Source organism: Arenibacter sp. ARW7G5Y1 (assembly GCF_003201775.1).
GTDB lineage: Bacteria > Bacteroidota > Bacteroidia > Flavobacteriales > Flavobacteriaceae > Arenibacter.
The window spans coordinates 1-13,190 of record NZ_QJJZ01000026.1 but is presented as its reverse complement, the minus strand read 5'-3'; the positions used below and the strand labels follow the sequence as shown (position 1 = coordinate 13,190).

The 13,190-nt window shown below is 38.4% G+C and carries 6 protein-coding genes; 2 read left to right on the top strand and 4 right to left on the bottom strand.

Features of this window, described 5'->3' with window-relative positions; genetic code table 11:
- Position 1 precedes the first annotated feature (1 nt).
- The 4 genes from C7972_RS22445 to C7972_RS22430 form a co-directional block, all read right to left on the bottom strand.
- Positions 2 to 3,100 (bottom strand): TonB-dependent receptor, encoded by a 3,099-nt coding sequence (locus tag C7972_RS22445; RefSeq protein WP_110358412.1) that lies wholly within the window; start codon positions 3,098 to 3,100, stop codon positions 2 to 4.
- A gap of 686 nt (positions 3,101 to 3,786) precedes the next feature.
- A complete protein-coding gene (locus C7972_RS22440) occupies positions 3,787 to 4,011 on the bottom strand; it encodes a carboxypeptidase-like regulatory domain-containing protein (RefSeq protein ID WP_146216370.1) in 225 nt (74 codons plus the stop codon).
- Between the two features lie 680 nt (positions 4,012 to 4,691).
- Positions 4,692 to 6,431 carry an N-acetylmuramic acid 6-phosphate etherase gene (locus tag C7972_RS22435; protein WP_181422971.1) on the bottom strand — a complete coding sequence of 580 codons (1,740 nt, stop codon included), beginning with the start codon at positions 6,429 to 6,431 and terminating at the stop codon, positions 4,692 to 4,694.
- Position 6,432: 1 nt separating this feature from the next.
- Complete coding sequence (locus C7972_RS22430; RefSeq protein ID WP_110358409.1) at positions 6,433 to 8,658, bottom strand: alpha-N-acetylglucosaminidase; 2,226 nt, start codon at positions 8,656 to 8,658, stop codon at positions 6,433 to 6,435.
- 427 nt (positions 8,659 to 9,085) lie between these two features.
- Here C7972_RS22430 and C7972_RS22425 point away from each other — a divergent pair, with 427 nt between their 5' ends.
- Positions 9,086 to 9,889 carry an AraC family transcriptional regulator gene (locus C7972_RS22425; RefSeq protein WP_110358408.1) on the top strand — a complete coding sequence of 268 codons (804 nt, stop codon included), beginning with the start codon at positions 9,086 to 9,088 and terminating at the stop codon, positions 9,887 to 9,889.
- 645 nt (positions 9,890 to 10,534) lie between these two features.
- The gene (locus C7972_RS22420) at positions 10,535 to 11,821 is read left to right on the top strand and encodes a S9 family peptidase (protein ID WP_110358407.1); all 1,287 of its coding nucleotides are present in this window, start codon (positions 10,535 to 10,537) and stop codon (positions 11,819 to 11,821) included.
- The last annotated feature ends 1,369 nt before the right edge of the window (positions 11,822 to 13,190 follow it).

The following is a 13,190-nucleotide window of genomic DNA, read 5'->3' as shown; positions in this document are numbered from 1 at the left end:
ATTAAAATGTAATGTTTGCTCCAAGAACAACACTCTTGGATTGTGGATAATTGTTGAATATTACACCACGCGTCAAGTTACTGGTTCCGCTTTCCTCTGGGTCTACTCCATCAAATTTTGTAATGGTCAACAAGTTACGTCCAGAAATATAGAATTTTAAATTGCTTAGACCTATTTGTTCCGTCAATGTCTTGGGAATGGTATAGCCTAGGACAACATCTTTCATTCTCATATAATTACCGCTTTTTAAGCCTAGTTCGGAAACCCTATAATTGTCATTTGCACGTATGGTGGACATTCTTGGATATGTATTGGAAGTACCTTCTCCCGTCCATCTTTGATAGGCCACTGCATCCATATTGGCGCTCTGTGTAGGATCAATTCCCCTCATCATCATCGCATCATAAAGTTCATGCCCAAACGCTCCGCTGAAAACAGCTGAAAAGTCGAACCCCTTATACTTTAAATCGGCATGAAAGCCCAAAAGCAAGCTTGGGTTTGCATCCCCTATATGCACCCTGTCCTGTTCATCAACAATATTATCTCCGTTGGTATCCACAAAACGAACATCCCCAGGAGTAATATCAGCTTTTCGGGGATCCAACGAAATATTGGTGTCATTGTCAATTTCAGATTGGTTTTGATATATTCCATCTGTTTTCCAGCCATAGAACGAACTAATCGGTTCTCCTTCATAGGTCCTGGTCTGATCTCCTCCAGAAATGAATTTGCTGGAGCCATAGAGCTTAGTAACTTCGTTCTTTATAATAGTGGCGTTCACGCCCAATTCAAAACTTAAATCGCCTACCTGTCCTATATAGGATGGTTCTATTTCAAACCCAGAATTGCGCATTTCCCCAATATTGGAATCGGGAATAGCTACCAACCCAGCGGTATTCAAACCTGGTAAAGGAATCAACATATCAGAAGTCAATCTATCAAAATAGGCAACATCCAAATTCAATTTATTCTTAAATAAACCTAGTTCCAATAGGATATTCAAAGCACTGGTAGTTTCCCAAGTAATATCTGGATTCGCAAAAGAGGCCAAACGTGTCCCTGTTAAATTAGTGTCGCTTAAAACATACCTGATGTCCTTATTATACGTATTCAAATATTGAAAGGCACTAACGTTTTGATTTCCAAGCTGTCCCCAGCCGACGTTTAGTTTCATATTGGAAATGGTTGGATCATCCTTCATAAAGTTCTCATTGGAAATTCTCCATCCCCCGGAAATCGATGGGAAATACCCCCAACGATTGCCATCTGCAAACCTTGATGAACCATCCGCCCTGAAAATGGCAGATAAATAATATTTATTGTTATACGCATAAGTTCCACGGACAAAAGCCGAGGCCAGGCCTGTTGCCAAATAATCATTTCCATTGCCTCTGATTATGGAGGCATTATCCATTACTAATTGGTTTTTGTCCACCGAAGCGAAGCCCTCTCCTGACATATTCATAAAGCTTCCCTTGTCCACTTGTCCGGATATACCGAGAACTGCCCCTATATTGTGCAATCCCGAAGATTTTGTATAGCTTGTGAACAATTCTCCCAAAGTAACTGTGGTTTCATCCGTATTGACTCTCAAAATAGGAAGGTTTATGGTCCTGGACTGATTTGGTGTTATGTTCTGAAACCCTTCAAATTTGGAAGTAGATTTCTGATAGGATGCCCTAGCGGTAAGCGTTAAGGCTTCTGTTATATCATAATCGGCTTTAAGACTCACAAGTGTATTAAACCTATATCTATGCCTCCATTCCTCTTTTGCCTTATATACCGGATTCCACATATCGCCCAACTGGGTTGAGGCCAGACCGGAACCATAACTGCCATCCTCATATTTTACCGGAATTGCGGGCATATACCTATAGGACGAATAAATCGTCTGTGAGGTACCTGTGGCACCATCATCCTGGGTCAATAAAGTGTGGTTGTTGGTTATTCTTATATTCTCTTCAATTCTAAAACGATCGGATATTTTTTGGGTTCCTCTCATGGAAATTCCCAAACGCTTAAGATAAGTATTGATTTGAGTGCCCTCTTCATCCCTATAAAAAATATTGGCGTTGATGGTTGATTTTTCCGAACCCCCGCTTATATTCATATTGTAATCCTGAAAAAGGCCATCCCTAAACATTTCATCCTGCCAATCGGTCCTTGTCTGATTATAGTACTCATCGGCCCATGGTGAATTTGGATCAATGGGAAGTCCGTCCATAATGTAACGTTCACGTTTTAATTCGTAGAGCTGTTCGGCATTGGTAACGGGATATTTTTTTATAACACTATTAAAACCAGTGGAAGCGTTAAGCCTAACTGTGGTTTTCTCGTTAAACCTGGCATTGTTGGTCGTTATTAACACTACACCGTTAGCTGCCCTTGTCCCATATATGGCACCCGATGCTGCATCCTTCAATATCTCCACGGATTGTATTTCCGAGGAGGCAATTTGTGCCAAAACATTACCATCTACTGGCACTCCATCCAAAACTATAAGAGGCTGAGAGTTATTTATAGTCCCAACTCCCCTAATTCTAATACTCGGTGTACTTCCCGGCGTACCCGAGTTTACAAATTCTACACCGGAAGCGCGTCCCTGTAATGCCATAGCAGCATTTGAAGCTGTTGACGTTTGAAAATCCTCACCATCTATCTGGGAAATAGAGGAAGTTACCTCACTTTTTTTCTGGGTCCCATAACCTACCACAACCACGTCATCCAACTGGGTGGCATCTAATGGGAGGGTTACGTCTATATTAGTTTTACCGTTTACCGCCACTTCAACAGTTTTGTAACCTAAATAACTAAAAACCAATATCCCACCTGAATCCACTTCAATGGAATAGTTGCCATCAAAATCGGTAACGGTTCCCGTTGTAGTTCCCTTGACAACTACACTGGCTCCGGGTAGAGGGGTACCGTTGTCATCATTTACAACACCTGTAACTATTTCCGACTGATTAAAAAGTTCAAAATTTGTATTTGCAGAAATTTTATTGGCTGATAAAATTTGCACACCAGAGGCATAAAATGCTAGTAATAGGATAAAACCTCCGGCCCTCGGTATTAAGTTTAAGCTTATTTTTAATTTCATTTCAAAATAATTTTTAATGTGGTTAATTGGTTATTTTTTTACTCCTTTAAATCGCCTAATAGGTATATAGTTTATATTATTTTTACCCGACTCTGGGTATAATTGATTATACTATCACCTGGATAAAAATTTGGCATAAAGTATCGAGAAGTGGTTCTTTTGGGCAAAATATATTAGACCCCCATTTTATTTCTTTACAAATGAGGATAATTGCCTTTTCCTTGTTCAACCCCGAGTATTATTTCCTATATAGGATAAAAAGTATCAGTGTCCAAGTTTAGTCCTTAAGAGGTTGGCATAAGTGTTAATTAAAACCCTAAAAAGGATGGCGAACCAAAAAAATCATTGAAGTTTTTTCATATCTTTGTAGTGCTTTAAGTGGTTAAACATTAGTTATAATCGCTTTGTATATATTCGGGGAATGCTGTCACATTTCCCGATTTTTATTCGAATGCAATTTATTGGTTTATTATCTTAAATAGATAATGTTATTATTAACAAATAGTTAATTATTTTACATACTTATCAAATAAACAATAAAAAAATTACACTTTCTAATGCTTTTAATTGTTTTTAATGCAAACCTTTGCATTAAAAACAATTGTACAAATAACCTATGAACTAATCAATGGATCCCACTACCACCATCTCATTAAGCCCCGTTGCGTCCTCTTCCAATATGATATTCAATTTCGTTTTTCCTTGTGACGCGATTTCTTTGTCTTGAATCCCGAATAGGAAATTATCAAAATGGTATTTTCATCTGCCACCTGTAAGGAAAAATTACCTTCAAAATTGGCATGGACACCTTTTATAGTCCCATCTTCCAAAAAACTGGCACCAAGGAGTAAGTAGCCATGATTATCGGTAACCTTCCCTGTTATGATGTATTGAGGCAAGTCACCCTTCATTCCTGGAACTGTCGAAAATAAAGCTTCCCCAGAAATTGAACCTTGGGATGTCCAAGGAGTATTAACTCCCCTATAGCTGGGGGTTGCTGGAATGGTTATGGCCCCAGCCTGCAACTGAAATAGTGCCGTTATGCAAAATAAAATACAAAGGTTTAGTCCGAATAGTTAAGCGGTATGTTCTCGTGCCTTGCCTGAAAATATTTCTATTATCATAATTATAGATTGGTTTAGATTAATTCTTATTCCAGGTTTGAATAATTATATATTCGAAAATTTAAACTTTACTGTTTAAATGTTGATATTTACTTACTTTACGTATAGCGCCGATCCTCTGTAACAAAAAAAAGGAAAGAAAAACGGAAACTATTAGCACAAAATTTCATTTATTTCGCAAATAGTATCAAACCTTCATTCTAGGTTTCTCAGCGACGGCTATAATAATTAAATAATTGTTATAAAAATGAGCCGACAAAATATAGAGTATGGAAGCCTGGAATAAATACCCATAAATGAAGTAACCAATAGTGAATGGGGCGGAATAGACTATAAAGCCCCCATCTGATCAACTATTTAAATGTATTATCACCTTCAACTTTCTAATATTAGAAATGCTGTGAATGTTTATTGACAAAGTAAATAATCAGTACAAATCTTATATTTTATAGGTCTTTTTCAGAGCTTTAAAAGTTTATATTTTTGATTGCTTTGTCTAATTCCATATTACAATCTTTAAGTTTTTGCAAAGCTTCATTATCAGTTAGATTGTAAAGAGTTTTAAGGATGTTTACCGCCCGTTCAATTAATTTGGTATTTATACATGCCATATTAACCATATATGGACCGGCCACTTTCCCCAACTTTATCATTACTGCCGAGGAAATAAAATTTAACACCTTTTTAGTTGCAGTGCCAGCCTTCATTCGTGTTGACCCAGCAATTACTTCATGTCCTGAGTGTAATGCAATAACATCATCACAAAATGATTCATTTGATTCTGTAATTTCAGAACGGATCATTACCGTATATGCCCCTTTACTTTTAGCAAATGCCAATGCTGATTGAACGTAATAAGCCGAGCCACTTGCTGTAATTCCAATAACAGAATCTTCTGGGCATAAATCGAGCAATAACATTTCTGGGACAGCACTAGCGTCTTCCTCAAAATTGGTTTCAATCTCCAATGCTGCATCTGTAATACCTCCAGAAATTAACACCAAGACTTTATCCTTCGGAAAACCGAAGGTGCAGGGTATTTCAACAGCATCAATTGCCGCAATTCTGCCACTGGTACCTGCCCCCACATAAATAATTCTTCCACCTTCCTTTATTTTCTTAACCACAATATCAACCACGTAGGAAATTTTGAAAAGACTATTTTTTAGTGCCTCTCCTGATCTTTGTTCAGCTTCCCACATCGTCTCGACTATCGCTACAGAATCCATATTCTGGACTTGTATTTCTTTAATATATGGTATCTCGGTGACCATTTTATTATAAGGTACCACCTTTCTATATTGGTAAGCGATTGACTCTGCTTTTGCCAAGGCTAAGGCTCCTATTAATTGAAGACTGTTCCCATTTTCCGAAACAATTATTTTAAGTGGTTTATCTAATTTTGTAAAAAGTTCTGGATACTTTCTATTCAGTACCTTTTGCAGAGGATAATTGCAAACATTTACGGCTTCTACGAGTCCTCCTGAAATAACAACTTCATCAAGTCCATATAACAAGGCTGCACTATATATTAGATTAAGTAAGTTTAGATGATATTGTTCTCTTTGTTTTTGGTAGTTTTTATTTAGCAAGACTTCAACTAAATCGTGATCCCTATCAAGTAATGCCAAATTGGAGGCGCTTGCCAAATTATTGTAATCACCTTGAGGTGTAATAATGCTCCCCACTAACGGCAACAGTTTCCCAGGTCGCCAACGTCTACCATTTCTCCAAATAGAAAACCCAACACCAGTGCCAATTGGCATGATTCCAATTGTCTTATTTCCCTTCAGTTTTCCCAATTGTGATAGGCCTATTGCTACTGCATCGGCATCATTTATAAAACTGACATGGCATTTAAAGAAGGTTTCGAGTTCTTTCTTCCATGTTTCACTTTTTAACACCTCCAAATAAGGATTTCCACCCATAACCTTTGATCCATTATAATCCACGATTCCCGGAGTAGAAATGCCAATCCCTTTTATGCTTTTTGTAGATACCTGCAAATTCGTTATTAATTCATTCAAGGCTTTGGTCAAATGTTTAGGTTGGGCATTTAACTCTAAAGGACTCTTCACCTTAACAGAAATTAGTTGATTCAAATCCGATTTAATGAAAGTTTCCTTAACGACTGTCCCTTTAATCCAGGTGCCGCCTATGTCCAAGGCCAAAAAGCTCGAAATTAAGGGAGGGTTCACTTTTTTCATCTTATTTCGTAGTGAGAATTTTTTGGCCGTATTTGGCCCAAAGATTCTTGGCGACAGCCACGCTCTCTCCCTGGGGTTCATGGGGATAAATATCCTTTGCGTCCGACCAATCCTCCATCCAAACCATAAGCTCATTCCTGAATTCGGATTCGTTCAACTGTTCACCTGTTTGGAGTTCTATTTGGATTTTGTCAATAAATTTTTTCCAACGTACCTGGTAATAGCCAGAAACAAGCCCTGACCATTCCTTGCGTGCATAGTCGTGTAGCTGGGTGGTTCCCCAAAGTGTAATGACCCTTCTGGCATTCCATTCAAGAGTGTTTTTTTCCCCAGGAGTCGTTCCCCAGCGTTTTGCATCCTCGAGATTCTTTCCGAGTAAAAACTCCTCACGGGTACCGAGCAGTTCGTCTAGGTCCATGGTCAATTGGATAAAATCCAGGGATGCTGCCTCATAGGCTCTTAGGTTCCTTTCCTCATAGGCCTTAACCATCTTGCTATGGAGTACGGAGGCATGGTTCGACAACACTTGTCTCGCTATGTTAACAAGATCGAACCTATAGGTGTCGACCTGGCCAAATTCGCCAGAAGCCTTTAGGAGATCTTCCCAGGCGCTGGCCAATCTGTTATTGCTATACGGGAGTTTAACATTGGGTATTTTCAATGTCGGATAACTTGTAATCAAAGAGTAAGAATAATGATCGTCTTTCTGCTGTCTGGCGTAGACCGTTTCCTTAAGAGTGCTCCAAGCGCGTTCGGCATGTATGTTCGGGCGGCCGTATCGATATCCGGTATATCGGCCGACCCACTTCTCTGGATCTACCACCTCATCCCTCCATGCCATCTCAAACATTAGATCCTGTACAATGGGATTGTAGCCCAGTCCTTCATTTACAAAGCCCAATCCCTTCAGGTTTCCATTGGCTGGATCCTCCCTAACCTCCACTATTCCGTTATTTATCTGGTCGAGCCCTCCTCCAAGGAACACCTTATCTCCAAAATTCTGTATGTTGCACCATAGCCAGGGCTTGCCATAAAATGATTCCGTTCGACTCCACATTGGCGTCTTCTCGGCATACAGGTCAAGACAGATCATTTTGTCGTTCGGGGGGCCGTCCAGAAATGCCTTTATCCGGGGCTGGGTCCAAAAATCGCGCTGATTGAAGAAGGTCCAGGTCTGGAAAACCCATACCGCCTTTGGGTCGCTCTTGCTCATGCCATTATAAATGGCCTTGCTCAGGTCGCCAAGATAATCGAGTTGCCCGCTTGGCGGCTGCATCTCGATAAATGTGTCGGCCGCATACATATGGTCCGTCCCAAAGAGTCTTGTCTGTTCTTCCATGAAAATATCCGATATTTGTTGGAAAAGTGGATCAAGCGGATCCAATAGATCCGTCGTCCATTCAATCCATTCTACGGTGTTGATTTTGGCGTCGGGGTACTCCTGTGATAATGTTGGGGGAACATGTCCCGTGAAACCCTGCTGTATAGGGATCATCCCTAGCGATCTTTCTCTTTCCAATATCTTTTGCCCAAGTACTTTATGACTTCCAATCCAGCTTTGTGGCAATGGACCTCCCCAACCGTCGAGACAGCCCATCCACCCGAAGGGTAGATATGGTGGCCCTGCCAGGAACTGGGAAATCATATCATCGCCCATGCCCAACCGTTTGCATACAGCCTGCCAAGTGGCCTCCTGTCCCGTCACTGCAAGCGGTGCATTGACTCCGTTAAGAGCCATAAAGTCTATCAAACGTTCCCACTGTGGCCAATCCCACCATGGCAAAGAATAACCAAAAGCACAATAGTTTAGGAAGTACCTGTAATCAGCCCAGCTCGTTTTTCGGAATATCCCCTCCACCTTAGGCAACTTTTCAGGTAGATCCAAATTACTGCCACGTAAAGACACACTACGCCCACAAAATTCCTTTAAATACCAATTGAGACCGACTGCCATTGAAACGCCGTTATTCCCTCTAACGACAATCTTATCCCCGAACATTTCAAGCTCAAAAACATCCTTGCCATTGTCCTTGGCAATCTCTTCAAAGATAAAATTGTCGGCTTGCCCAGGGACTACCCGTTCTGCAAGATCCCTTGCCGATTTTACTGCAGGCGAAACCTTGGCTTCTGGGGTTATGGCGGTTTGATCTAAGCACGACTTTAAGATTGCTACCACAACCAATAACAATATTAAGGCCATGGTACTCGAACTTTTATTCCTGTTCATATTAATATAATTTACGTACGCATCTCACATACGGTTGTTTAGGTTTTTAATCAAATACAAACTTATAAGCCTTCCCCTTCATCATCGTACCATGATCTAAATACGTCGGAAATCACAAAGGGTTTCATAACTATACTTGCACAAAACTTTAATCTACACCCACTGTTCCATTTCATTCTTAATGAGTTTATTATGTGACAGAAAAATTAAAAAAAGAACTTAATAGCTCCTACTTTTTAGAAAACTCCAGTTAATTATATGATTTCTGGTTTATCTGTCATTTAACCATTATTTTCGCGGAATTACCCAAATAATTGACACCTTGAATCCATTATGCAAAAGAAAAATAACTATATATCATTATTTTAGCATAAAAACTCAATTATTTAGCAAATAGTTTCAAATACTATAGATAACTTCAATTAATATGACCATTGAACAATATGATTTTCCGACAACTTGTATTTCCTGTCCGGTTGAAAGTATTACGGGAATTTGGGAGTTTAAAAGGCCTTCATTTTTTAAATATCTATGTTATTCTCTTTCAGGTCATTTATTACACCTAGTTACAAAAGGATCTTACGTTGTAAAAATAAACGGTAGGGAATATAAAGTAGAAGAAGGGGATATTGTATATTATTATGAATCCGAAGAAGTTGAAACAATAGGCAATAAATCCGAAGTAAATTTTTATTCTGTTAGCTTTCAAGCGCCGAAATTCCTTCCATTGCCATATGAAATGCGGGTCTTCAAAGCTGATAAGGAATTACCTATTTTGTTTCGGAAAATATATGAAGAATTTTCGTCACAGAATATAAAGTCAAGACATTATATGGCCTATTCAATACTATTAAAAATTTTGAATAATATTGAAGGTATTTACTTTGATTTTAAAAATTGTACGTTAGAAGAGGAATTGTGGTGGTCTATTGAAAGGCGAATTCGTAGGGACAAATTATTCAGACCAATACTTAATGATCTTCTTAAAATTTCCGGATATAGTCGGTCTACTGTAATTCGATCATGTCGAAGAGCAACCGGGCATACACCGATAAATCGCATTCGCTCAATTCGAATGGAAGAAGCTAGGAGTCTTTTGACTTTTGCCCATTTAAATGTCACCCAAGTATCAGAATATCTTGGATACCCACGCGTTCATGAATTTTCACGCGAGTTTTCAAAATATTACGGAGTGCCCCCTAGCGATTTACTTAAAAAAAATGCCCATTAGAGAATAGACTACGAAAATGCGCCAAACTATAGAAATTTAAAGAACAAAATCTTGGAATTTGAAAAGGGCAGGTAACGTTTGTCCGTTAAATGACATATGTGCAAAGTTTTGATAAGATATATAGGATAAGCGGCCCTTAACATTTGATATTGATGATTTTAATTCTTATCAGTTCAATTTGTTTTACCCATTTCGATATCTAGCCCAACAGTTATATTGAGACGGGTGAAAGGCAAAACACGTAGTGATTTAAATAGTTTGAAACAAGGTTGATCAGATACACAATTTATTCTGTTTGGATTGACAATCAAATGAACCCTTTCAATTTTGCCCATAGACAAATGGTATGGTTTATATCCATTGGTCAAAAGAAATTCAGATAAAACTAAATAGATGATAAATTTTTAATTCTAATAATAAATAACCAAATGTATGCAATGCAAACCTGTGCATAACCAAAATCCTTTAGTAATATGAAAAAATCCCTATTTTCGAGTATTGGGAAAGAAAGAATATGCAAATGAACATGAAAATTTTTAAATGATTAATTCACTGGAAAATCCATGATAAGAATTCAGGGATGAAGATGATTTAACCCTATGGATTGGATTAAAAGGTGGAGAATTTAATTATAGAATACGATACATGATAAACAAACTTTTAATTCTTGTCTTTGCCGCATTTGTTTCACATATTGGTGCAGCCCAAACTTACGAAGGAAAATATTTAGAAGCGAACTATGACGAATCCAAAGTACCGGAGTACAACTTACCTGATGTGCTTTTTTCGTTTGAAGGGAAAAGCATAAAAACGGTTGAAGATTGGGAGAAATTCAGAAGACCCGAAATCGTTGACTTTTTTGCCCAAAATTTGTTTGGTGAGGTGCCAACACCTTCGAGCCCTATTAAAAAATCGTTCAAATTAATCTCTGTAGACCAAACCATTTTTAATGGCCTATGCACTAGAAAAGATGTGCTAATAACTTTTGAAAATGAAATGGGAAAAGTTACCATGCCTTTTGTGCTTTTTGTTCCAACTAGTTCCAAAATCAAAGTTCCCGTAATTTTACTGGCAAATGGCGATGACATTAAACGAAAAAGCCTAAAATTAAACAGTCCGCAGAGTTACGGTAAAACCGAAAATGGAATTCCTTTACATCAGTTAATGAGCCGCGGAATAGGTGTTGCCACTTTAGATTACCAGGCATTTGGAATTGACAGTGGAAATAAGGAAGGAAAAGTAAGTGAAGGAATTTCAAATCTTTTTTTTAAAGATGGGCAGGAATTTACAAAAGAAAATGAGTGGGGAATGATTGCAATCTGGGCTTACGCTTTACGTGCTGGAATGGATTATTTAGAAACAGATAATGATGTACAGAAAAATCAGGTGGCAACACTCGGCTGCTCAATTAGTGGGAAAGTCGCTCTTTGGGCAGCAGTAACAGACACACGTTTTGGGATGACACTTTTGGCAACAGCAGGACATGGCGGGGATGCAATCTGGCGCCGTGAATACGGGGAAACCTTACAAAACATGTGCGATTACCTGCCAACCTGGATTTGCAGAAATGCAACCAATTACGCCAAAAATGTACATGCTATGCCTGTCGACCAGCACTCATTATTAGCTACAATGGCACCGCGCCCCTTTTATGTAAGTAATGCACAACATGATTTATGGGCTGACCAAAGAGGACAATGGATTGGAACCTACCATGCAACCCCTTCATATCAGCTTTACAAAAAAAATGTGGCGTTTACATCTGACAAACAACCTGCGATTAACCAACCAATTATTAAAAGTACGATTGGATACCACGTTCGCTCAGGTGTACATGGACTTGAATTGTATGACTGGGAGCAGTTCATGAAATTTATAGAATTTCATTTTTTGAATATTGAACCAAGGAGTGTGGAAGAAGTTTATAAATAGGATTCAATAATTAGCAAAGACGGATAATAAATTATAGTATTGTACTGATGATGATTCTTTTCAAGGCAAAGAACTCTTCAAAAAACAAAACGAATTGAAAGATAGGATGGTAGAATAGAAAAACGACTCAGAACTGTTCTATAATACAACTAAAAAATCACTTTTTTTTAAAACACTTTCCAAATAAAAATTCTATGCCTGTAGCAAACCACTTTGGGAATCATCCCAAAAGTTGTGTGTGAATTACAAAAAGATATGCCTGACCAGCTCAAGTTAGTGTTCTGTTCATTTTTTTTGCATCGCCCAAATGCGCAGCATTCATTGAATACCATTAAAAATCAATAGACCAGCCGATGAATAAAAAACGACCAGGGCGAATAACCAAGGTACGGTGTACCTTGGTTAGGAGGAGCCAGCTGTAGCCATGGCCAAGCTGATTTTAAATTTCTTTAAATCTACGCACTTTCCACGGCCCCTGCGTCCAGGCCGCTTTCACTTGGGTGAAATGCTCTATGGACGCCTTCCGCCTTCCAATGTGAAAACCACTTGATTTAAGACGAAATCGAAGATTCACGAAAACCTATAAAAAACCTGTCTGCCGACAAAGGCAGGCCTGTCTGCCGAAGGCAGGCAATAATAACCACTTAAGTAAATTGAAAATAGGCCGGTCCTTACGTTGCGTCAACCTTCATGTGGGGATAAGTCATTTCCGTTATTAAAAACCTTTGGGCATTGCCCTCAAGGTCTATGGTTTGGTCGTTCTTCTTCCTTCGTGGAGATGGCATGGTCGTTAAGAATTAGTGAAGCCTTGGAAATAATTTAGGCCATGGCATCGGTCCTTAAAATCTCGAGATTTTAGGGACCACATAGTGAAGAAGGGTCTTTTCTTTTGTTTCGTTTTATTCATTGCCTTTTTATTTTATAATAAGGTATTCATGAACCTCCTACGTCAGTTTCATTGGACAAGCAAAGAAATCCAAGATTCACGAAATCCGATAAAAAACAATAACAACCAATTGAGTAAAATGAAAAAATAATTTAATGGTTGGTTTTACTAAATTGCTCCTATTAATTAAAACTATTGATCAAAAAAAACACGACTGATCAAATTAATCCTAATTTCTGCACAAACACAGCAATTAATATTGATCCCACTTTGGTTCAGGCCAAATTTTTATTCAATTGCGAAATAACAAAATGGATCATGACCAATTGAAATTGTTCTTGATTCCAAAAATTGTACTTGATATTCCATTTATTCTCCCCCTAAACAAAAAGAGGTCGTCTAAAAACTAATTAGGCGACCTTTTATTTTTCGGTTTTTCTGATATTATTTTGAACTTGCCTTGTTGATCAGGTAATTTTAGAG